Below are 20,614 nucleotides of genomic sequence, written 5' to 3'. Positions count from 1 at the left end.
TTAACATGTTGTTAACCCTTCTCCCCCAAATCTTGCGAGATCGGGGGACTTATGATTGCACCACTCCAACTTCGCGATCCATCGCATCTAGACCAGCCCGAGGTGCAAAACAGCGCCTCTATCAGGCTGACACCCACCCCTAACAACAGTCGGCAGATTACGATCACAGCTCCCTCGGTTCGCAGCCTTGGGGTCACGCTTTTGCGTGAAGGGCTAATCTCGCCGGATGCTTTGGTGATGGCCCTTTCCCTACAAAAGCGCCATTCTGGTCGGCTGTGCGATATTCTATTGTCGCGCCATTTCATCGAAGAAACGCCCCTGTACGAAGCGCAGGCCCGTCATTGGAATGTGCGCCTGATAAACCCATTGCACCAGAGTCCCGATCCCCGCTTGATCGATATGATCGGTGCCGCGACCTGCCTGCGTGAAGGCTTGGTGCCCTGGCAGCACGCAGGCCAAGCTGTGGTTATCGCCACCGCCTATCCAGAAGAGTTCGCACGCCATTATAAATGGTTACGCAGTGTGTATGGCCCCGTTATCATGGCACTGGCCCCCCCTTCCAAGATCCACCAAGCGGTGATGAACGCAAGATCGGCAGTTTTAAACGAGACCGCCGAGAACCGCGTATCCGCCAGTGAAAGCTGCCGCAATTGGGGGAGCGAAGGCCTTGCGGTCAAGGTTGCCCTGATCTGCGCAACCTTTCTGTTCGGGCTGTGGCTCTCGCCCACCTTTATGGCGCTGACATTTACGGTCTGGGCCTCATTAACGCTTGCGCTGTCCACCGGCTTGCGCCTCGGCGCCGTTTTTGCAGCTTTTCGCAGTTCACCCCCAAGCCCGCCCGCCCCCATCATCGCGCGCCTGCCAACGGTCTCAGTCATGGTCGCCCTGTTTAAAGAGGGCAATATTGCGTCCCGCCTCGTTCGCCGTCTTGACCGGCTGGATTACCCCCGTGATCTGCTCGACATCCTGCTTGTGGTCGAGGAGAAAGATCATCTGACCCGCGATGCCCTGCAATCGGTCGATCTGCCGCCGTGGATCCGCGTTGTTGTCGTGCCGGACGGCCCACTGAAAACCAAGCCGCGCGCCTTGAATTTCGCATTGGACCTTTGCCGCGGGTCCATCATCGGTGTCTATGATGCTGAGGATGCACCAGAGCCGTCACAGATCCGCAAAGTTGTGAGCCGATTTTACCAGCGCGGTGGCGATGTCGCCTGTTTGCAAGGGGTTCTGGACTTCTACAATCCGCATACGAACTGGCTATCACGTTGCTTTACAATGGAATACGCTGCCTGGTTTCGCATCATTCTGCCGGGGCTGCAACGGCTGGGGCTGGCCATTCCTTTGGGGGGGACCACGCTTTTCTTTCGTCGCGCCGCGCTGGAGGAGTTGGGTGGATGGGATGCCCATAACGTCACCGAGGATGCCGATCTGGGCATGCGTTTGGCCCGCCACGGCTACCGCACCGAAATCCTTGATACCGTGACCGAAGAAGAGGCCAATTGCCGGGCGATCCCTTGGGTGAAGCAACGCTCTCGCTGGCTCAAAGGCTATATGATGACTTGGGCTGTGCATATGCGAAGCCCGCGCTTGTTGTGGGAGCAGCTTGGTCCACGCAAGTTCATCGGCTTTCAGATCCTGTTTCTCTGCACGCTTTCACAATTTCTTCTGGCACCTGTGCTTTGGTCTTTTTGGTTGGTGCCACTCGGGGTGCCCCATCCTTTGGCTGCGGCCCTGCCCCCGCTGGCCATGCAGGGTCTGGTCGGACTTTATCTGTTGACCGAAGTCATCAACCTGACGGTGAATATTATGGGGTTGAACAAAACCAAGCATAAGATGAGCCTGCTTTGGGTGCCAACCTTGCACTTCTACTTTCCGCTTGGTGCCTTGGCGTCTTACAAGGCAGCGTGGGAAATGGTGACGAAACCCTTTTACTGGGATAAAACCAGTCATGGCCATTTCGACCAGACCGCCCCGGAATAGCCACTAACGGGTGTTCACCTCGCCCGCATCGATCCGCAAACGAGTCTCAAACGCTTGGGAAATATGGCCACGTAACGCCTGATAGGCCGCCTCGCCATCGCGGGCCTCGATCGCCTCGACGATCGCCTCGTGCTCTGCCAATCCCTTTTCATCGCGGCCATCAGCCGCAAAAGAGGTCGTCGCCATCAGCGCCATGGAGCGGTGGACCAAATCAAGCTGCGTCACCAAAAAGCGATTGTGCGACGCAAGATGAATTTGCTTGTGGAAGCGTTTATTGGCACGGGACAAAGCACGGGGATCCCCCCCCAAAAGTGATTTATCGTCTTCAACCATAGCCCGCAAAACCCTTATTTCTTCTTCGGTGGCATGCCGTGCCGCCAGCCGCGCCGCCAACCCTTCCAACTCGGTGCGTACGGCGTAAAGCTCTGCCAACTGGTTGTGATCAAGCGAGGCCACGATTAAGCTGCGGCCATCGCGGGCCAGCATGGATTGGGTTTCCAGACGCTGCAAGGCCTCACGCACAGGGGTACGCGACACGCCGAACCTTTCAGCCAACTCCGATTCTACCAACCGGTCGCCAGGTTTGTACAGCCCGGCATCAATCGCTTCCAGGATCAGCGTGTAGGCATCTTTTTGCAACGGGTAACCTTTCGGATTTTCAATAGGTGCAAGGTAACGGGGGGCGGGCCACAGTCAACCGCAATCGCCCGCTGGAACAGATTGCAAAGCGCTTCTGGGCAGCTTAGCCTGACAGAATGCCTAGAACAGATTTTGCGCATGTCCGCGCCTGGGTCTTTGACCTCGACAACACGCTTTATCCGCCATCAGCCCGACTGTTTGATCAGATCGAGCTGCGGATGACCAATTGGGTCATGGAAACCCTGAAGGTGGATCGACCAAAAGCCGACCATCTGCGGCGCGATTATTGGTCCCGATACGGCACCACCCTGGCTGGCTTGATGCAAGAGCATGGGGTTGACCCAACGCCATATCTGCTTGATGTGCATGATATTTCACTCGATCACCTGCAACAGGATTTGGTACTTGCCACCTATATCCGCGCGCTTCCCGGTCGGCGTATTGTCTACACCAATGGCTCCGCCCCCTATGCCGAACGGGTCCTGGCGGCGCGTGGCCTATCAAATCTGTTCGATGCGGTTTACGGTGTGGAGAATGCCAATTTTCGCCCAAAACCGGAAACTGCTGCCTTTGAGACAATCTTTGCCACCGATCAACTAGACCCGAGCATCGGCGCGATGTTCGAGGATGACAGTCGCAATCTGACCGCCCCCCATGCAATGGGAATGCGTACCGTGCATGTCGCACCAAAGGCCGCGCCCGCTAAGCATATACACCATCACACCACAGATCTGACCGATTTTCTGGCGCGGCTGATCGGCTGACCTGCGGCAAGCCGCCACCTAGCCCCCGCCAGCAAGATACGTAAGGTGACCGCGCGAACAGGAGGAACACGATGACCCAACAAACCGAAAGCGCGGCATCTGCGCGAAACATCTTTATTTCCATCGCCTTATTCTCAGTTCTTACGGCCGGGGCAGTCGTGATCTGGGGGCCGGTGGCGCTGGCCATGGCCGCACTTTTGCTGGTGCCGGTGGTCTTTGCCCTGCTGCTTGCCGTCACAAGGGCGTAGGGCAGATTTTGTCTCTTGGACCTTGGCGTCTAAATACCCTATCTATATGACAAGGGAGGCATCGATGACCCGACAAAACATTGACATTCTAATCTCTGGCGGCGGCGTTGCGGGGCTTGCGGCTGCAATTGCCTTTGGTCAGGCCGGTTTTTCGGTGCTTTGCGTCGATCCAAGCCCGCCCGTCACCCTGCGTGAGGCCACAGGCGCCGATATGCGCAGCACCGCATTCTTGATGCCATCGATAGAGCTTTTTCAGGAAATCGGCCTTTGGGATCGCCTTTCGCCCTATTCCGCCGCCTTGCAGATCATGCGCATTATCGATGCAGGCGGGGCCGCGGGCGAGGTGCGCCAGTCGCGTGAATTCGATGCTTCTGACCTGTCGGAAAACCCCTTTGGCTATAACCTGCCCAACTGGTTGTTACGCCGTGAGATGATGGCCCATATTGTCGATCTTCCCGATGTGACCTTCTTGCCCGGTGTCGCCACGACCCAGCTGATAACACGGCAGACAGAGGCGTTGGTTGCCCTGTCGGATGGATCAAAGTGGCGGGCAAGGTTGATGATCGGAGCCGATGGCCGCAACTCTGCGACACGTCAGGCCCTTGAAATTCCTGTCAAAACCATGCGCTACGGGCAAAAGGCGCTGGCCTTTACCACCACCCATCCGATCCCGCATCAGGATGTTTCAACCGAGGTGCACCGCTCTGGCGGGCCTTTCACGATGGTGCCACTGCCCGATCAAGAGGGGCTGCCATCCTCGGCGGTGATCTGGATGGAGGGGGGCGCCGAAGTGGCGCGTCTTGCCGCCCTTCCCGTTCAGGAATTTGAAGCCGAGATGTCACAGCGCGCCTGCCATGTCCTTGGCCCGATGAAACGCAACAGCCAGCTGACCATTTGGCCCATCATCAGCCAGATCGCCGCGCGTATGTCCGGCCAGCGCACCGCGTTGATGGCAGAGGCCGCGCATGTTGTCCCGCCAATCGGCGCGCAGGGCTTGAACATGAGCCTTGCCGACCTTGCCAGCTTGCGCGAACTGGCCATGGTCGCGCCTTCAGATCTGGGATCAGAGCAAATGCTGGAGCAGTACCACAAATCCCGCCACGGCGACATTCAAACCCGGGTCGCGGGGATAGATACACTGAACCGTGCCTCTATGGTAGGCGCGCCGATCCTGCGCGATATGCGGGCGCATGCGCTTGGGGCGCTCTATTCATTCGCGCCCTTGCGCAAAGCCATGATGAAAGCGGGACTGGGCCTGCGATAGGCCCAGTCTCAAAGGTTCAGTCCACAAGGGTTCAGTACACAAGGGTTCAGAAAACCGCGTCAACCGCGCGCTGCAACCGCGAAACTGTGGCCGGAACATCGGCCAATTTATCCAGCCCGAACAAACCGATACGGAATGTTGTAAAGGCATCCCCCTCTCCCACTTGCAACGGCACACCCGCAGCGATCTGCAAGCCTTCGTCGCGGAACTTAGAGCCGTTCTGCACCCCCGGATCATCGGTATAACACACAACAACACCCGGTGCCGCAAAACCGTCAGCCGCGACCGAGGCCACGCCTTTGGCGGCAAACATCGCCCGCACGGCATTGCCCAGCTCCCATTGCGCGGCTTTGGCGGCGGCAAAGCCCATGGCTTCGGTTTCGCGCATCGCGGCCAGAAAACCGACCAGCGCATCCGTAGGCATGGTGGCGTGATAGGCGTGGCCGCCACCTTCATAGGCCGCCATGATGCTGCGCCATTTCTTAAGGTCCAGCGCAAAACTATCCGAAGTGCTCTCGGCCAGACGTGCCTCGGCGGCCGCTGACATCATCACCAGGCCGGCAGACGGGCTGGCCGACCAGCCCTTTTGCGGCGCCGAAATCAGCACATCCACGCCCGTGGCCGCCATATCCACCCAGATACAACCGCTGGCAATGCAATCGAGCACCATCAGCGCGCCGACCTCATGCGCGGCCGCGGCCATTTGCGTGATGTAGTCATCGGGCAGGATGAGCCCCGCACTGGTTTCCACATGCGGCGCGAAAACGACATCGGGCTTGCCCTCCCGGATGCGGGCCACAACATCGGCAATCGGCGGCGGCGCATAGGGCGCGCGTGTGTCATTGCCGGTTTGGCGTGCCATCACCACATCGACCTCAGAGGCAAAACCGCCGGCCTCGAAGATCTGGCTCCAGCGATAGGAGAACCAACCGTTGCGCACCACCATCACCCGTGCGCCGCGCCCGAACTGACGGGCAACCGCCTCCATCGCGTAAGATCCGCCACCCGGAACTATGGCCACCGCTTGGGCGTTATACACCTCGCGCAAAAGCTCCGAGATATCGCGCATAACCCCTTGAAATTTGGTCGACATATGATTCAATGAGCGATCGGTGAACACCACCGAAAACTCTTCCAGACCCTGCGGATCTACTGTCTGATGTGGCAACGTCATGGTTTTCTCCTTACCCGTTTTCCCATTGATAGCCTTGCAGCAAGCCAAGTTTCCAGAGAAATCCTGCACCCTGTCTTCCTTTTGGGATGCCGCACCCTAGCCAAGCGGGCCCGGCCGCGCCTCTTCGGTCAAAAGCACGTTTGCCTCTACCTGCCCCACGCCCGGCAAAATCATGATCCGCCGCCGCAAGACACGTTCAAAATCAGCGATGTCGCGGGCGACGACCCTCAGACGGTAGTCAAACAGCCCCAGAACATGCTGCACCACCTGCACCTCGGGGATAGCCGCAACCGCGCGTTCAAAATCCTCAAGCGAGATGCGGCCCTTGGTTGCCAGCTTGACCCCCAAAAATACCGTCACGCCAAAACCAAGCGCCGGCCGGTCCACCTCAACCCGCCTGCCCGCGATGATCCCCGCCTCCTCCAGCCGTTTGATCCGCCGCCATGCCGCGGGCTGGCTCAGGCCCAGACGGCGGCCAAGCTCGCCGGCGCTGGTGGTTGCATCGCGCGACAGGCTGCGCAAAAGCGCGCGGTCAATATCGTCGAGGTCAATCATAGCGGCAGCGCGCTTTCGTTTTTGATGGTGGCTATCAGCATCAGCGCCTCAATATCGGCGATATGCGGCAGGGTCAGGATGCGGCTGCGGTAAATCTCTTGATATTGCGCCATGTCACGGGCGATCACATTAAGCCGCACATCGACACGTCCCAAAAAGGTTTCAATCCCAATGACCTCCGGCACTTCACGGGCTGCGGCCAGAAACTCGTCAAAGGCACGCGGCTCGGTTTTATCAAGGTTGAAGCGCAAGGACACCTCCACCTCATAACCCAAGGCCCGCCAGTTGATAACCGCCGAAGGGGCCGCGATAAGCCCTGCGGCCTGCATCCGCTCCAACCGCCGCCAACATGTTGCCGCTGTTACGCCCGCCCGCTCGGCGATTTGCGCATTGGGCAAGGCGGCATCGGCCAGCAGATGTCGCAAGATACGGCGGTCGGTATCGTCTATCTGCATGATTATTCCATAATTGGCATTATTACGCATGATCTTTTGCATAAAAGCTAAATAGCGTCAATATTTGCACGGCGTATATGCGGAAAACCCTTATTTTGTCCCTATCACAGGCACCCGCCTGCAACCCGAAAGGAATTATCATGCGCGTTTATTATGACCGTGATTGCGACATCAACCTGATCAAAGACAAAAAAGTTGCGATCCTCGGCTATGGCTCCCAAGGTCACGCCCATGCGCTGAACCTGCGCGACAGCGGCGCAAAGAACCTCGTCGTTGCATTGCGCGAAGGCTCCCCCTCGGCCAAGAAAGCCGAAGGCGAAGGCCTGAAAGTTATGGGCATTGCAGAAGCTGCCGCCTGGTGTGACCTGATCATGTTCACCATGCCCGACGAACTGCAGGCCGATACCTACAAGAAATACGTGCATGACAACCTGAAAGAAGGCGCTGCAATTGCATTCGCCCACGGTCTGAACGTCCATTTCGGCCTGATCGAGCCAAAGCCCGGCGTTGACGTGATCATGATGGCCCCAAAAGGCCCCGGCCACACCGTGCGCGGCGAATACACCAAGGGCGGCGGCGTGCCTTGCCTTGTGGCCGTGCATCAGGACGCGACAGGCAAAGCGATGGAACTGGGTCTGTCCTATTGCTCGGGCATCGGCGGCGGTCGTTCCGGCATCATTGAGACCAACTTCCGTCAGGAATGCGAAACCGACCTTTTCGGTGAGCAAGCCGTTCTTTGCGGTGGCCTTGTAGAGCTGATCCGCATGGGCTTTGAAACACTGGTCGAGGCCGGTTATGAGCCTGAAATGGCATATTTCGAATGCCTGCACGAAGTGAAGCTGATCGTCGACCTGATCTATGAAGGCGGTATCGCCAACATGAACTACTCGATCTCCAACACTGCTGAATACGGCGAATATGTCTCTGGCCCGCGCATTCTGCCATACGCAGAAACCAAAGCCCGCATGAAAGAGGTTCTGACCGACATTCAGAACGGTAAATTCGTGCGTGACTTCATGCTTGAAAACGCTGTTGGACAGCCGTCGTTCAAGGCTACCCGTCGCATTAACGACGAGCACCAGATCGAAAAAGTCGGTGAAACCCTGCGCGCGATGATGCCTTGGATCTCCAAAGGCAAAATGGTTGATAAAGAACGCAACTGATCGATCGGCCTTTTGCGTTAAATGATGCGGATCCCGTCAGGAAAATATCCTGGCGGGATTATATAGGTTTTGAAAACCCAAAGATATCGGGCAACAGTCACGAGTACGACCGTTGTTGTCGGCGTATTGGCGAGGCGGGCGCAAACCTGCTTCTGGTTCGCATCTTACGAAATGACACTACGTAAATGCCCCCAACAAAAAAAACGAGTGCGCAATGAAGTGGCCCGCGCCACCCCATTCTCGCGCAGTCATTGCGTAGATAGGACAGCACCCAAACCGTCGCGATGGCGCGAAAGACACCACATTGAAGATCGACAAGACGGCTTCTCGTCGTTATCCGCGATAACTGATCGTCTGCTTGACGCTCCAACCCTCTTGCTTGGTCATCGCACAATCTGCACTTGCGGGAGCCAGTCCTTTTCCCGCCCCCCCTATTGGGTCGACGCACCAGAAACTTGAAGGATTTATATCATTCGGCGCGGCCGTGATCACAGGGCATAGGGCCAAGCCCGGCAAACGGCCCTACTCCACCAATTCCCAGCCATCGGGATCAAAACCGAATTTCAGCGCAATCTCGGTGGCGCGCTTTTCTTCGGCCCAGATTGCCGGGGCGGAAATCTCCATCTCAGCGCTGCGCGCCTCAAGGGTTTCGCCGTCATCGTCAATCAAAGTCACAAAGCCCGCAGCTGTCAGCGCCTTGGCCGCCACGGAAAACGGCGCATCCAGATCCTCGGCCAGAAACAGGAAGTTCACGACAGCACGTTTGGGCAGGCTGTCAATCTTGCCAATTTCGACAAAGGTCTCAAAGGTTTCGTCCTGTTGGGCTTTGTAATCGTGGCTCATTTTGCGCTCCTCTTCAAGGGTATGCCCCATACCTGCCCAAAGCAGAGGCCCTGTGCAAGGCCCATCATGCCTTCGCAAAGCGCCAATGCGACATCACATCACCGCCCACGGGTGACTGCGACACCAGCGAAAGCCGCGGCGCATCGGCCAAGACACCAAGCGCCAGCGGGCCAAGGGCCGCCTGCCCCTCATCTCCGATCAGAGCGCCAGCAGAAAAGATCAGCAGATCATCCACCAGCCCCGCGCGGATAAGGGCCGCGGCAAGGCCAGCCCCCCCTTCGCAAAACACCCGCGTGATACCCTGCTCTGCCAATTGGCTAAGCCCCGCGCGCAGGTCCAACGCCCCGGCATCCATCGGACATTCCAGCAGACGCGCACCCGCAGCCCGCCAGCCCACGCTATCCACACACGCGCCGTGCAAGATCCACACAGGATGCACCCGCGCCGTCGCGCCCAAGCGTGAATTTGGCGCATGGCGCAAACCGCTGTCGACCAACACCCGCACCGGCTGATGCGCGGCACCCAAATCGCGCACCCTCAGATCGGGATCATCGGCCAGCGCCGTGCCCGAACCAACCATTACCGCATCATGCGTCATCCGCTGCATATGCACCGCACGGCGGGATTCAGGCCCCGTGATCCAGCGGCTTTCGCCTGTGGCCGTGGCGATGCGCCCGTCTAATGTGGTGGCAAGTTTAAGCGTTACCATCGGCAGGCCCAGGGTGATCCGTTTAAGAAACCCATGGTTCAGGGCGCGCGCCTCTTTTGCAAGGAGGCCAACCTCAACCTTAATGGATGCCGCGCGCAAAATGGCATGACCCTGCCCCGCGACGCGGTCGTCGGGGTCTTCCAATGCGCTGACAACGCGCGAAACCCCGGCGGCCACAAGCCCCTCGGCACAGGGCGGTGTCTGCCCGTGATGGGCACAAGGTTCCAGCGTGACATAGGCTGTGGCCCCCCGCGCGGCCTCACCTGCCTGATCGAGCGCGCGACGTTCGGCATGGGGGCGACCGCCCGGTTGCGTCCAGCCACGCCCCACAACACGCCCGTGTTTGACCAGCACACACCCCACGGCAGGGTTCGGCCAAACACGCCCGAGGCCACGCGCCGCGAGCTGCAACGCATGACGCATATGGGCAAGGTCTTGGTCGATCATTCTTCGGTATTGCCTGTAGGACGCAGCTCCGAAACAAATTTATCAAAGTCATCTGCTGCTTGGAAGTTCTTGTAAACACTGGCAAATCGCACATAGGCCACCGTGTCGATCCGGGCGAGGGATTCCATAACGATCTCACCGATAATCTTGGAGCCAATATCCGTCTCTCCAAGGCTTTCCAACCGGCGCACAATGCCGCTGATCATCTGATCCACACGTTCCGGATCAATGGGACGTTTCTGCAAGGCCATTCGGATAGAGCGTTCCAGCTTGGTCCGGTCGAAATCTTCGCGTTTACCATTGGTTTTCACCACAACCAAATCGCGCAGTTGCACCCGCTCGTATGTGGTGAAACGCCCACCACAAGCCGGACAAAAACGCCGACGCCGGATTGCCACGTGATCTTCGGCCGGACGGCTATCTTTGACCTGCGTATCGATATTACCGCAAAATGGGCAGCGCATAGGCCTGTCCCCCTTCGTTTCTTGATTTTACTGCCTCAGATGCGGGGGTAGGCCCCCCTGCTTATCCATAGGACTATAGGCAGGAGTGCAGGTCTTGGGTAGCGGATATGCATCAATGCCAGATATAGGGGCAAGACTGTGGCGCGCAAGACTCACGCCGCTTAATCCGTCAAGCAGCGCAAAATCCAAACATCATAACGGGAATGGTCCATCGCCGAGAGCGCAGGGCTGATGGCGATCATCCAGCCGGAAAACACAGGCTCATCCATAAGCCGGTCCAGAATTGTTAGATGGGCATAAGCCTCGCTCGGGCCCTCATCGGACGGAAAGCGACATTCATCAAGCTGAATCGTCAGCCGCCCATTTTGCGCCGATTGACCGCGCGACAACTCTAGGTCCCCGGTCTCACCTGATACCTTGTCAAGCCAACGGACGACCCCGCCCCTGGCTGTGACCGCGGTCTGCCCAATGGCGGCAGTAGCGCAAAAACCCGCAAGAACTGCGAAGGTAAGGCGGTTCATAAAAGATGCCATGCCTTATTCCGGCTGCCAGGCCTCATAATCCGAACGATCCACCGGGTTTGCACGCCGCAGCGAACCCGTCGGCGCATAGGCGGCATCAGTTCCGGTAAGGTTTTCAAGATGCGGCTTTTGCCAAACCTTGTGCAGCAAAGGCGCTTTGGTTGGCGGCTCATCCCAAGTGAAATGCAACCAGCCATGCCAATCTGCCGACACACGCGATGCCTCCATTTCACCGTTAAAGATCACCCAGCGACGTTTTCCGTCCGCTGTCTGGTAAAAGATATTACCCTGATCATCCTCGCCGACCTTCTGGCCCTTACGCCAAGTAAAAACCTGCGTATTGATCGTCTGGCTGTTCCACCATGTCAGCAATCGCTTGAGGAAATACATCAAAGGCCTCCGGTTTCGTTTGGGATGGTATGGCGCAAGGCGCGTCCAAGGTCCAGTATTGATCGGCCCGACATTGGCCTAAAGAAAGGCGGGATGACCCGCCCTTCCCACCTTAGCCCGCGCTTGCAGGCTCTTTCTTTTTACGGTCGGTATGCACAAGCAATGGCCGCGCGCCGGAATTAACCGCCTCTTCATTGACCACAACCTCTTGCACATCCTCCATACCGGGCAGGTCAAACATCGTGTCCAGCAGGATATCTTCCATGATCGAGCGCAGACCACGCGCCCCTGTCTTACGTTTGATCGCACGCTTTGCAATCGCGGTAAGGGCATCCGGCGTGAAGGTAAGCTGCGCCCCCTCGATATCAAACAAGCGCTGGTATTGCTTGACCAAAGCGTTTTTCGGCGCGGTCAGGATGGTGATCAAGGCGTCTTCATCCAGATCGGTCAATGTTGCGATCACCGGCAAGCGACCGACGAACTCGGGGATCAAACCGAATTTCAACAGGTCTTCAGGCTCCAGCTCTTGGAACATCTCGCCGACACCGCGTGCGTCCGGGTCTTTGACCTCGGCACCAAAACCGATGCCGGAACCTTTGCCCCGCTGTGCAATGATCTTTTCAAGACCTGCAAAAGCACCGCCGCAGATAAAGAGAATATTCGTGGTATCAACCTGCAAAAATTCCTGCTGCGGATGTTTGCGCCCGCCTTGTGGTGGAACGCTTGCCACGGTGCCTTCCATGATCTTCAAAAGGGCTTGCTGCACACCCTCCCCCGAGACATCCCGCGTGATCGAAGGGTTGTCGGATTTACGGGTGATTTTATCGACCTCATCGATATAGACAATGCCGCGTTGAGCGCGTTCCACGTTATATTCCGAAGCCTGCAAAAGCTTGAGGATGATGTTCTCCACATCCTCACCGACATAGCCGGCCTCGGTCAGCGTGGTCGCATCAGCCATGGTAAAAGGCACATCCAGAATGCGCGCCAACGTCTGGGCCAACAAGGTTTTGCCGCAGCCGGTCGGACCAATCAGCAAGATATTGGATTTTGCCAGCTCAATATCGCTTTTCGACGAATGATTCAGACGCTTGTAATGGTTGTGCACCGCCACGGCCAAAACCCGTTTCGCATGCACCTGACCAATCACGTAATCGTCAAGAACTTTGGCGATATCGCTTGGTGTTGGCACGCCCTCGGTGGATTGCAGCCCTGCCGATTTGGTCTCTTCCCGGATGATGTCCATGCACAATTCAACGCATTCATCGCATATGAACACTGTCGGCCCTGCAATAAGCTTGCGCACCTCGTGCTGGCTTTTGCCGCAGAACGAGCAATAGAGGGTGTTTTTGCTGTCGTTGCCCGAATTATTCGCCATTGTCGCTCTCTGCCCCGCGTCGTCTGAAATGCTGGTTCGGCCTAGTCTATGCCATGACCCATACCTTCACAATGTCAAATCGCCCCCGGGGGTTCCCTCCCCAAGGGCGAAACTATTATTTCTCTTCCGGATCTGCCTTGCCGCGATTCTCCAGAATATCGTCAATCAGCCCCCATTCCTTCGCATCCTCGGCGGACATGAAGTTGTCACGCTCCAGCGCGGCCTCAACAGTATCAAGGTCCTGGCCAGTGTGACGCACGTAAATCTCGTTCAAACGCCGCTTGAGCTTTTCTGTCTCACGCGCATGAATCATGATGTCGGTGGCCTGACCCTGATAGCCCCCCGAAGGCTGGTGTACCATCACCCGCGAATTGGGCAGGCTGAAACGCATGCCTTTTTCGCCGGCTGTCAACAAGAGCGAACCCATCGAGGCCGCCTGCCCGATCACAAGGGTCGAGACCTTCGGCTTGATATATTGCATCGTGTCATAGATCGACAAGCCCGAGGTCACAACGCCGCCGGGGCTGTTGATATACATCGAGATTTCCTTGGACGGGTTTTCCGCCTCAAGAAACAAAAGCTGGGCACAAATCAGACTGGACATGCCGTCATGGACCGGACCGGACAGAAAGATGATCCGCTCTTTGAGCATCCGGCTAAAGATATCATAGGCGCGTTCACCGCGGCTGGTTTGCTCCACAACCATCGGAACAAGGGTGTTCATGTAGTGCTCGATCGGATCTTTCATCAGCGCCTGCCTGTTTTTTCAGTGAACCTTATCGGAATAAGGATTGGGTGAGTCTTAGTGCTGCATTTCGCCACCCGCAAGGGCATCAGCCAAAATCAACATCGACACCGGGCCCAAATGCCGATTAATCCCTGCTATTGCCCGATCTGGGTTATCAAAGACTTAACACTGCATCTGTTTTTCGGGACAACCGCTCACGACCGCATTAACCATCTTTTACGGCAGGTTAGCAATTAGCAAGCGATCACAAATTCAGCCTTCAGCCCGCCCAGATCCGCACTTTGCGACAGGATCAGCGCCCCGCCATGGCTGCGCGCGACATCCTGCGCAATGGCAAGGCCCAGCCCCACGCCGCCACCACGGTTCGGGTCGCGCGCAGAATCAAGCCGGGAAAAAGGCATCATCGCCTCGTTTCGCTGCGCTTCGGGGATGCCGGGACCGTTATCCTCAACCAGCACCCGCAGTTCCTTGTCGGTTTGAGACAGGCTGACGCTAACACGGGTACCGAAACGCACCGCATTCCCGATCAGGTTTTCCAGGGCGCGCATCACTGCGGCAGGGCGCAGCATGACATCCCCCTGCACCTCCACCGGACCAAGCGTCACAGGCTGCCCCGAGCGGGTCGCGTTATCAACGATACGCCCGATCAGCTCTGCCGGGTTTGTAAGCTCTGCGTCCTCCATCGCATCGCCGCGCGCGAAGGACAGAAATTCGTCGATTAACCGCTGCATGTCACTAACATCGGCCAGGAGGGCGGCGGTTTCCTCATCCTCGGGCAACATCGAAAGACCCAGACGCATCCGCGTCAAGGGCGTGCGCAGGTCGTGGCTGATCCCGGAGAGCATCATGGTGCGTTGCTCTATCTGGCGTTCGATTCGGGCGCGCATATCCAGAAAGGCACGGCCCGCAGCGCGAACCTCTAGGGCACCGCGGGGCCGATATGTCACATGCTGCCCCTTGCCAAAGGCCGTTGCAACACTGGCCAGCCGCGTAATCGGCCGCAGCTGGTTGCGCAAGAACCCATAAGCGACAAAAGTCATCACCACCGAAGTCAGAATCATCAACACCAACAGCTGATGCGGGTTGGAAGCCGAAAGCCGCGCGCGATCCACCACCAGCCAAAGGGGGCCTTGTGCAGTGTCGATCAACATCTCCACCCGCCGAGGATCACTCAGAAGTTCGACCCGCTGCAAACCCGGCACCGAGGCGCGAAATGTCGCAATCACCTCACGCCCCGACAAATCAATCCACGACCGCAGATCGCCGCTACCGGTTCTGTTGGTTGGAAACTCTACCGCAAAGCCCATCGCCTGTGCGAAATCATCAATTTGCTGGTTGGCTGATTCCCGATCAGGGGCCGTGGTCATCTGGTCCAGCAGGTAGCCAAGCTCAATCGCCACACCGCCGGTCATCTGCTGTGTTACGCGTTCAAAATGCCGCTGGATAAAGGCGATTGAGACCACAAGCTGTATCGAAACGACCGGCACGATCAGAATCGAGATGGCGCGCCCATACAGCCCGCGCGGGAAAAAGTTTTTCAACCTGAATGACATCATGCAAGACTAACCGTGTCATTGCGATTACAAAAGCCCAGATTTTGCCAGACCGAGGAGCCGTCATGCCCAATCAACCCGGTATCTGTGAACCCCTTGCACCGGGGATACGCCGCATATTGGCACCCAACCCCTCACCGATGACGCTGCATGGCACCAACAGCTATCTGGTGGGAACCGGCGAAGTGGCGTTAATCGACCCCGGCCCGAATGATCCCGCCCATGCCCGCGCCTTGATGGCCGCATTGGATGCAGGCGAGCGGATCACCCATATTTTCGTCACCCATGCGCATCTGGACCACTCCCCCCTCGCGCGGGAAATGGCGGCGGCGTTGAACATCCGCACCCATGCCTTTGGCCCCGCCACCGCAGGCCGCAGCCCCTTGATGGAGGCTTTGGCCCAGAACGGCACGCTTGCAGGCGGCGAAGGGATCGATTTCGAATTCACCCCGGATGTCGTGCTGTCCTGCGGCGATGTGCTGACCCATGGCGATTGGGCGCTGGAGGCGATCCATACCCCCGGCCATCTTGGCAACCACCTGTGTTTTGCGATGCAAGACCCCGAGGATTCGGCGCGCGACGTGCTGTTCTCGGGCGATCATGTCATGGGCTGGGCCTCGTCACTGGTGTCGCCGCCCGATGGCGATATGGCCGCCTATATGGCCGCCACCCGCCGTCTGGCCGCGCGCGACTGGTCCGTCATCCACTCCGGCCACGGCGACCCGATCCTTGATCCCGCCGCACGTCTGGCTTTCCTGATCGCCCACCGCGAATCGCGCGAGGCCGGGATATTGGCCGAGCTTTCAAAAGGCACCGCGACCATAACCGAGCTGACAGCCGCGCTTTACGCCCAAACGCCGCCCGCGCTTCATCCCGCCGCCGCGCGCAATATCCTTGCGCATCTTCTGGATCTGACCGCACAAGCGCGGGTAACGGCCGATCCGGCCCCCGGTCCCGCTGCGCGCTACGCATTGGCATAGGCAGGGCCGCAGCGTGCAGACAAGTTCAATCGCCCCCCTTGCACCGCCACACCCTGCGCCCTATATTCAACTTGTTCGGGTTCGCTCGGACTATGGCGATAAACGCACCTGTAATAAACGGCTCGGACCCGGGGGCGGTACCCGGCGACTCCACCATTCCACCCGTTCATTTCGGGGGCTCGGGGTCGAAATAGGATCGACGAACGTCTAAAGAGGCCAGCTTTCGCTCGGTGAGTTACCACCGTTATCGGTACAAATCGTACAGTTGCAAATGACAACCGTGCTCCGATGGCGATGGCCGCGTAAGCGACCGGAACTATCGAAACTTAAGCCCTTGCACCTAGCAGTGTAAGGCGGGGTTCGGAGGTACCTGGCAACAGAAACCTCCACTTCCCTCCCCTTTTTTGCATACTGTTACCCTGTTAATGGGCTGCCGGTTTTCCTGTGATTTTGGCGAGCAGCGGGCCAACCACCCTTGTCACAACGGGAATCAGGACCAGTCCGAAGGCCAGACCAAAGACACCGTCACTTGCAGCGGTTACCGCCCAAGTCACAACCCCCTTGGCGCTTTCGACCTTGGCAGCGGCAGCAAGGGCCAGATGGTGGATCTGCTCATAAATCCACGGCCAGCCCAGAACCTCCAGCCCGTGGGTGATGATATTGCCACCGACCCAAAGCATGGCCCCCGTCCCGATAACGGAGAGGGTGGTCAAAAGATGCGGCATGAAGCGCACCAACCCGCGCCCAACAGCACGACTGACGGCAAAATGCATATTGGCGGCCATATGCAGGCCGACGTCATCCATCTTCACGATCAAGGCCACCACGCCGTAAACCGCCACCGTGATCCCGGCCGCCACCACCGCAAGGGTCGCCGCCTGCATATAGACATTGGGCGCTTCGATCACCGAAAGAGAGATTGTCATAATTTCAGCCGAGAGGATGAAATCGGTCTTGATCGCACCTGCAACGCGCGCTTCTTCAAGCCGTTTGGGGTCAGCCGGAGTCATATCCTGCTCTACCGCCGCGTCAGCGTGGGGCATGAGGGCGTGAAAAACCTTTTCCGCCCCTTCAAAACACAGATACGCCCCGCCGAACATCAACAAAGGCGTAATTGCCCAAGGCGCGAAATTGGAAAGCAAAAGTGCGACCGGCAACAAATAGACCAGCTTGTTCTTGAAAGACGCCTTGGTGATCCGCCAGATCATCGGCAATTCGCGGCTGGCATCAAGGCCCGTGACATAGGTGGGCGTCACCGCCGCGTCATCAATCAACACGCCCGCCGTCTTGGAGCCCGCCTTGGCCGCGGCCGCCGCAATATCGTCAACCGAGCTGGCAGCAACCTTGGCAATCGCGGCCACATCGTCCAATAGGGCTAATAATCCGCTCATCTGCTTTCCTTTTACTGGTAGCGCCAATTTAGGGAAGTTTAACAGCGGCGCAAGCCGTTAGCGGAAACGACCACAATCGTTAGCGCCAACAGGCAAGGTTTGCGCTAACATGCTGATAATTCTGTCATTTTGGGCTTTGAAAATGGGGGGGGCTTGTGTACATCCAACCCAATGGGGCGTGGATATGAGGGTTTGAAATGACAATAACCATCGGAATCAATGGTTTCGGACGTATTGGGCGCTGCACTTTGGCCCATATCGCGGAAAGCGCGCGAAATGATGTACAGGTCGTCGCAATAAATGCGACCGGCCCGATTGAAACCAATGCCCATCTTTTGAAATACGACAGCGTGCATGGGCGTTTCCCCGGTACGGTTCGGGTTTCGGGCAATACGCTGGATCTTGGGCGTGGCCCGATGCGCGTAATGTCCACCTACAATCCGGCAGAGCTGGACTGGGAAGGTGTCGACGTGGTCCTGGAATGCACCGGCAAGTTTAACAACCGCGATGCGGCGGCTGTGCATCTGGGCCGTGGCGCCAAGCGGGTACTGGTCTCGGCCCCTGCCAAGAACGTCGATAAAACCGTGGTCTATGGTGTAAACCACCGCCAGCTGACGACCGATCATCACGTTGTTTCCAACGGCTCCTGCACGACCAACTGTCTTGCGCCTTTGGCAAAAGTGCTCAACGATACAATTGGCATCGAAACCGGTATCATGACAACGATCCACAGCTATACCGGCGACCAGCCCACGCTCGACCGTCGGCATGAGGATCTTTACCGTGCGCGGGCTGCGGCGATGGCGATGATCCCCACCTCGACCGGTGCCGCCAAAGCACTGGGTGAGGTCTTGCCAGAGCTTGCGGGCAAGCTGGACGGCACCGCAATGCGCGTGCCGACACCGAATGTCTCGGCAGTGGATCTGACCTTTGTGGCCCGTAAATCGGTTACTGCGGTCGAGGTGAATGAAATCGTGCGCGAAGCTGCCCAAGGCTATATGGGCATGGTCATGGCCTATGACCCAGAGCCAAAGGTTTCCATCGACTTCAACCACACCCCCCACTCCTGCATCTTTGCGCCCGAGCAGACCAAGGTTATGGGCAATTGCGTACGGGTCATGGCGTGGTATGACAACGAATGGGGCTTTTCCTGCCGGATGGCCGATGTTGCCGGCGCAATGGGTCGGCTGCTGCACTAAGACGGGTCTATGGTGGTCCGTGTAAAAAGGGACCTTATGACAAACACATTAGCCATTTGGCTGGGCATTGTGATCACAGCCGCTGTTTTGGGGGACTTTCTTCTGAACGGCGGCGGTGCTGCCCTCTTTTTGTTACGAAAATTCGCCGTATTCATCGATTACCTGTCTTTTTGGCGGTAAATAGGGCAAGCTATGCTTGAAACTTGCGCTTAAATCGTGATGTTAGCGCTAGCAATCAGGGCGTCCCGCCCCGATCCAAGCATGGAGAACCTGCCATGACTGTCAAAGTCGCTATCAATGGATTTGGCCGTATCGGCCGCAACGTCTTGCGCGCAATTGTGGAATCCGGCCGCACCGATATCGAGGTGGTCGCGATCAATGATCTGGGCCCCGTGGAAAGCAACGCGCATATGCTGCGTTTTGATTCGGTGCACGGTCGCTTTCCGGCCGAGGTCAAAACCACTGAAACCTCGATTGACGTGGGCCGCGGCCCGATTGCCGTGACCGCGATCCGCAACCCCGCGGAACTGCCTTGGGGTGATATCGATATTGTTCTGGAATGCACTGGCATTTTTACCGACAAGGAAAAGGCCTCTGTGCATCTGGAAAACGGGGCAAGCCGGGTTTTGGTCTCGGCACCGTCCAAAGGGGCGGATAAAACCATCGTTTACGGTGTAAACCATGACACGCTGACGGCGGCGGATGTGATTGTCTCTAACGCGTCTTGTACGACGAACTGTCTTTCGCCGGTGGTGAAGGTGCTGAATGATGCGATCGGTATCACCAAAGGCTTCATGACCACGATCCACTCTTATACCGGTGATCAGCCGACTTTGGACACATTGCACAAGGATCTGTATCGCGGACGTGCAGCGGCGCTTTCGATGATCCCGACATCTACCGGGGCGGCAAAGGCTGTAGGTCTGGTCTTGCCCGAGCTTAACGGCAAACTCGACGGGGTCGCCATCCGTGTGCCGACACCGAATGTCTCTGTGGTGGATCTGACCTTTGAGGCGGCACGCGCCACGACGGTCGAAGAGGTAAACGCCGCCATTATCGCTGCGGCGAACGGGCCGCTCAAAGGGGTTCTGGGGTTCACCGACCAACCAAATGTGTCATCGGACTTCAATCATGATCCGCGTTCTTCCATCTTCCATCTGGACCAAACCAAGGTTCTGGACGGCAATATGGTCCGGATCCTGACTTGGTATGATAATGAATGGGGCTTTTCCAACCGCATGGCCGACACGGCGGTGGCGATGGGCAAATTTCTTTAGCCCTGCGTCGTAAATATCTTGCATAAAAGGGGGCGACATTGCGCACGCCTCTGCCATAAATCGTTAATGGCCTGTCCATTTTGCGGCAGGCCATTTCTCTGTGGTATAAGGCGCGCCTTATCCCGCACCAAGGCATGCCTCTGCCTTTGAGGGTCAGACTTCGGGATTAGATCCGACGTTGCGCTTGTCGATGCGAGGCCACGGAAAGCCAGAACGGGATCGCATGTGCGACGGCAGCAGGATCATTGCCAATGCAGACCACCGACGCCCTAAGACCCGACCGGCTGGATGCGGCTTGGGTGGCCAACGGGACAATAAGCGGTGGGATGTCCGCCCCCTATGCCAAGTTCCGATGATGGGTCATCATCGACAATCCGGATAGCCACAAAGACCAGATGCGGCGCGCGGTCCCTCTTTCTGCCGCTCGACCGCCGAGATCTTATAAGCTTTTTCAAAGCGCCAGGATGCTGAG

At 57.7% G+C, this 20,614-nt stretch carries 21 protein-coding genes and 1 other RNA gene; 9 read left to right on the top strand and 13 right to left on the bottom strand.

Annotated elements, in window-relative coordinates:
* Positions 1-51: 51 nt before the first annotated feature.
* Positions 52-1,980, top strand: coding sequence for a glycosyltransferase (locus AKU94_RS11255; protein ID WP_083445041.1), 1,929 nt, complete (start codon positions 52-54; stop codon positions 1,978-1,980).
* A gap of 3 nt (positions 1,981-1,983) precedes the next feature.
* Here the strand turns inward: AKU94_RS11255 and AKU94_RS11250 are convergent, their stop codons facing one another.
* A complete protein-coding gene (locus AKU94_RS11250; protein ID WP_050527363.1) occupies positions 1,984-2,619 on the bottom strand; it encodes a GntR family transcriptional regulator in 636 nt (211 codons plus the stop codon).
* A gap of 116 nt (positions 2,620-2,735) precedes the next feature.
* Between AKU94_RS11250 and AKU94_RS11245 the strand changes: the two genes are divergently transcribed.
* The 3 genes from AKU94_RS11245 to AKU94_RS11240 all read left to right on the top strand — a co-directional run bounded on the left by AKU94_RS11245 (position 2,736) and on the right by AKU94_RS11240 (position 4,895).
* Positions 2,736-3,383 (top strand): pyrimidine 5'-nucleotidase, encoded by a 648-nt coding sequence (locus AKU94_RS11245; protein ID WP_050527362.1) that lies wholly within the window; start codon positions 2,736-2,738, stop codon positions 3,381-3,383.
* Positions 3,384-3,454: 71 nt separating this feature from the next.
* Positions 3,455-3,631: a hypothetical protein gene (locus AKU94_RS19735; protein WP_157056519.1), complete on the top strand. Its 177-nt coding sequence runs from the start codon at positions 3,455-3,457 to the stop codon at positions 3,629-3,631.
* A gap of 64 nt (positions 3,632-3,695) precedes the next feature.
* On the top strand, positions 3,696-4,895 hold the full coding sequence (locus AKU94_RS11240; RefSeq protein WP_050527361.1) for a UbiH/UbiF family hydroxylase: 1,200 nt from the start codon (positions 3,696-3,698) through the stop codon (positions 4,893-4,895).
* Between the two features lie 46 nt (positions 4,896-4,941).
* On the opposite strand, the gene AKU94_RS11235 is transcribed toward AKU94_RS11240, so the two are convergent.
* The 3 genes from AKU94_RS11235 to AKU94_RS11225 all read right to left on the bottom strand — a co-directional run bounded on the left by AKU94_RS11235 (position 4,942) and on the right by AKU94_RS11225 (position 7,079).
* On the bottom strand, positions 4,942-6,069 hold the full coding sequence (locus tag AKU94_RS11235; RefSeq protein ID WP_050527360.1) for an aminotransferase class V-fold PLP-dependent enzyme: 1,128 nt from the start codon (positions 6,067-6,069) through the stop codon (positions 4,942-4,944).
* A gap of 96 nt (positions 6,070-6,165) precedes the next feature.
* The gene (locus AKU94_RS11230) at positions 6,166-6,624 is read right to left on the bottom strand and encodes an Lrp/AsnC family transcriptional regulator (protein WP_050527359.1); all 459 of its coding nucleotides are present in this window, start codon (positions 6,622-6,624) and stop codon (positions 6,166-6,168) included.
* Positions 6,621-7,079, bottom strand: coding sequence for an Lrp/AsnC family transcriptional regulator (locus AKU94_RS11225; RefSeq protein ID WP_050527381.1), 459 nt, complete (start codon positions 7,077-7,079; stop codon positions 6,621-6,623). The genes AKU94_RS11230 and AKU94_RS11225 overlap by 4 nt, the downstream gene beginning before the upstream one ends.
* 140 nt (positions 7,080-7,219) lie before the next feature.
* Between AKU94_RS11225 and ilvC the strand changes: the two genes are divergently transcribed.
* On the top strand, positions 7,220-8,242 hold the full coding sequence (gene ilvC, locus AKU94_RS11220) for a ketol-acid reductoisomerase (RefSeq protein ID WP_050527358.1): 1,023 nt from the start codon (positions 7,220-7,222) through the stop codon (positions 8,240-8,242).
* 522 nt (positions 8,243-8,764) lie between these two features.
* On the opposite strand, the gene AKU94_RS11215 is transcribed toward ilvC, so the two are convergent.
* The 8 genes from AKU94_RS11215 to AKU94_RS11180 form a co-directional block, all read right to left on the bottom strand.
* Entirely contained in the window at positions 8,765-9,085 is a 321-nt protein-coding gene (locus AKU94_RS11215) for a ribonuclease E inhibitor RraB (RefSeq protein ID WP_157056518.1), read from the bottom strand.
* 64 nt (positions 9,086-9,149) lie between these two features.
* Complete coding sequence (gene ribD / locus AKU94_RS11210) at positions 9,150-10,241, bottom strand: bifunctional diaminohydroxyphosphoribosylaminopyrimidine deaminase/5-amino-6-(5-phosphoribosylamino)uracil reductase RibD (RefSeq protein WP_050527356.1); 1,092 nt, start codon at positions 10,239-10,241, stop codon at positions 9,150-9,152.
* On the bottom strand, positions 10,238-10,705 hold the full coding sequence (gene nrdR / locus AKU94_RS11205; protein WP_050527355.1) for a transcriptional regulator NrdR: 468 nt from the start codon (positions 10,703-10,705) through the stop codon (positions 10,238-10,240). The genes ribD and nrdR overlap by 4 nt, the downstream gene beginning before the upstream one ends.
* A 161-nt stretch (positions 10,706-10,866) precedes the next feature.
* Positions 10,867-11,226 (bottom strand): DUF2155 domain-containing protein, encoded by a 360-nt coding sequence (locus tag AKU94_RS11200; RefSeq protein WP_083445043.1) that lies wholly within the window; start codon positions 11,224-11,226, stop codon positions 10,867-10,869.
* Positions 11,227-11,241: 15 nt separating this feature from the next.
* Positions 11,242-11,616, bottom strand: a complete 375-nt coding sequence (locus tag AKU94_RS11195) for an NADH:ubiquinone oxidoreductase subunit NDUFA12 (RefSeq protein WP_050527353.1) — start codon at positions 11,614-11,616, stop codon at positions 11,242-11,244.
* 112 nt (positions 11,617-11,728) lie between these two features.
* On the bottom strand, positions 11,729-12,994 hold the full coding sequence (gene clpX / locus AKU94_RS11190) for an ATP-dependent Clp protease ATP-binding subunit ClpX (RefSeq protein WP_050527352.1): 1,266 nt from the start codon (positions 12,992-12,994) through the stop codon (positions 11,729-11,731).
* Between the two features lie 115 nt (positions 12,995-13,109).
* Complete coding sequence (locus tag AKU94_RS11185) at positions 13,110-13,742, bottom strand: ATP-dependent Clp protease proteolytic subunit (protein ID WP_050527351.1); 633 nt, start codon at positions 13,740-13,742, stop codon at positions 13,110-13,112.
* A 233-nt stretch (positions 13,743-13,975) separates the two neighbouring features.
* Positions 13,976-15,295: an ATP-binding protein gene (locus AKU94_RS11180; protein ID WP_050527380.1), complete on the bottom strand. Its 1,320-nt coding sequence runs from the start codon at positions 15,293-15,295 to the stop codon at positions 13,976-13,978.
* A 65-nt stretch (positions 15,296-15,360) separates the two neighbouring features.
* Between AKU94_RS11180 and AKU94_RS11175 the strand changes: the two genes are divergently transcribed.
* A complete protein-coding gene (locus AKU94_RS11175; RefSeq protein WP_050527350.1) occupies positions 15,361-16,275 on the top strand; it encodes an MBL fold metallo-hydrolase in 915 nt (304 codons plus the stop codon).
* 34 nt (positions 16,276-16,309) lie between these two features.
* Positions 16,310-16,666: a transfer-messenger RNA gene (gene ssrA / locus AKU94_RS19240) on the top strand.
* Between the two features lie 31 nt (positions 16,667-16,697).
* Here ssrA and AKU94_RS11170 read toward each other — a convergent pair.
* Positions 16,698-17,666 carry a DUF808 domain-containing protein gene (locus AKU94_RS11170; protein WP_050527349.1) on the bottom strand — a complete coding sequence of 323 codons (969 nt, stop codon included), beginning with the start codon at positions 17,664-17,666 and terminating at the stop codon, positions 16,698-16,700.
* 197 nt (positions 17,667-17,863) lie between these two features.
* On the opposite strand from AKU94_RS11170, the gene gap (AKU94_RS11165) reads away from it, so the two are divergent.
* Positions 17,864-18,865, top strand: a complete 1,002-nt coding sequence (gene gap / locus AKU94_RS11165) for a type I glyceraldehyde-3-phosphate dehydrogenase (protein WP_050527348.1) — start codon at positions 17,864-17,866, stop codon at positions 18,863-18,865.
* Between the two features lie 275 nt (positions 18,866-19,140).
* Positions 19,141-20,142, top strand: coding sequence for a type I glyceraldehyde-3-phosphate dehydrogenase (gene gap / locus AKU94_RS11155; RefSeq protein WP_050527346.1), 1,002 nt, complete (start codon positions 19,141-19,143; stop codon positions 20,140-20,142).
* Positions 20,143-20,614 lie beyond the last annotated feature (472 nt).

It is taken from the genome of Pseudorhodobacter aquimaris (assembly GCF_001202025.1).
GTDB lineage: Bacteria > Pseudomonadota > Alphaproteobacteria > Rhodobacterales > Rhodobacteraceae > Pseudorhodobacter > Pseudorhodobacter aquimaris.
This window is presented reverse-complemented; position numbering and strand designations above follow the sequence as displayed.

Excerpts from the sequence above, each read along its gene's own strand:
- AKU94_RS11255 (WP_083445041.1), top strand. The coding sequence starts at position 52 with ATGATTGCACCACTCCAACTTCGCGATCCATCGCATCTAGACCAGCCC.
- AKU94_RS11245 (WP_050527362.1), top strand. The coding sequence starts at position 2,736 with ATGCCTAGAACAGATTTTGCGCATGTCCGCGCCTGGGTCTTTGACCTC.
- AKU94_RS19735 (WP_157056519.1), top strand. The coding sequence starts at position 3,455 with ATGACCCAACAAACCGAAAGCGCGGCATCTGCGCGAAACATCTTTATT.
- AKU94_RS11240 (WP_050527361.1), top strand. The coding sequence starts at position 3,696 with ATGACCCGACAAAACATTGACATTCTAATCTCTGGCGGCGGCGTTGCG.
- AKU94_RS11235 (WP_050527360.1), bottom strand. The coding sequence starts at position 6,069 with ATGACGTTGCCACATCAGACAGTAGATCCGCAGGGTCTGGAAGAGTTT.
- AKU94_RS11230 (WP_050527359.1), bottom strand. The coding sequence starts at position 6,624 with ATGATTGACCTCGACGATATTGACCGCGCGCTTTTGCGCAGCCTGTCG.
- AKU94_RS11225 (WP_050527381.1), bottom strand. The coding sequence starts at position 7,079 with ATGCAGATAGACGATACCGACCGCCGTATCTTGCGACATCTGCTGGCC.
- ilvC (WP_050527358.1), top strand. The coding sequence starts at position 7,220 with ATGCGCGTTTATTATGACCGTGATTGCGACATCAACCTGATCAAAGAC.
- AKU94_RS11215 (WP_157056518.1), bottom strand. The coding sequence starts at position 9,085 with ATGAGCCACGATTACAAAGCCCAACAGGACGAAACCTTTGAGACCTTT.
- ribD (WP_050527356.1), bottom strand. The coding sequence starts at position 10,241 with ATGATCGACCAAGACCTTGCCCATATGCGTCATGCGTTGCAGCTCGCG.
- nrdR (WP_050527355.1), bottom strand. The coding sequence starts at position 10,705 with ATGCGCTGCCCATTTTGCGGTAATATCGATACGCAGGTCAAAGATAGC.
- AKU94_RS11200 (WP_083445043.1), bottom strand. The coding sequence starts at position 11,226 with ATGAACCGCCTTACCTTCGCAGTTCTTGCGGGTTTTTGCGCTACTGCC.
- AKU94_RS11195 (WP_050527353.1), bottom strand. The coding sequence starts at position 11,616 with ATGTATTTCCTCAAGCGATTGCTGACATGGTGGAACAGCCAGACGATC.
- clpX (WP_050527352.1), bottom strand. The coding sequence starts at position 12,994 with ATGGCGAATAATTCGGGCAACGACAGCAAAAACACCCTCTATTGCTCG.
- AKU94_RS11185 (WP_050527351.1), bottom strand. The coding sequence starts at position 13,742 with ATGAAAGATCCGATCGAGCACTACATGAACACCCTTGTTCCGATGGTT.
- AKU94_RS11180 (WP_050527380.1), bottom strand. The coding sequence starts at position 15,295 with ATGTCATTCAGGTTGAAAAACTTTTTCCCGCGCGGGCTGTATGGGCGC.
- AKU94_RS11175 (WP_050527350.1), top strand. The coding sequence starts at position 15,361 with ATGCCCAATCAACCCGGTATCTGTGAACCCCTTGCACCGGGGATACGC.
- AKU94_RS11170 (WP_050527349.1), bottom strand. The coding sequence starts at position 17,666 with ATGAGCGGATTATTAGCCCTATTGGACGATGTGGCCGCGATTGCCAAG.
- gap (WP_050527348.1), top strand. The coding sequence starts at position 17,864 with ATGACAATAACCATCGGAATCAATGGTTTCGGACGTATTGGGCGCTGC.
- gap (WP_050527346.1), top strand. The coding sequence starts at position 19,141 with ATGACTGTCAAAGTCGCTATCAATGGATTTGGCCGTATCGGCCGCAAC.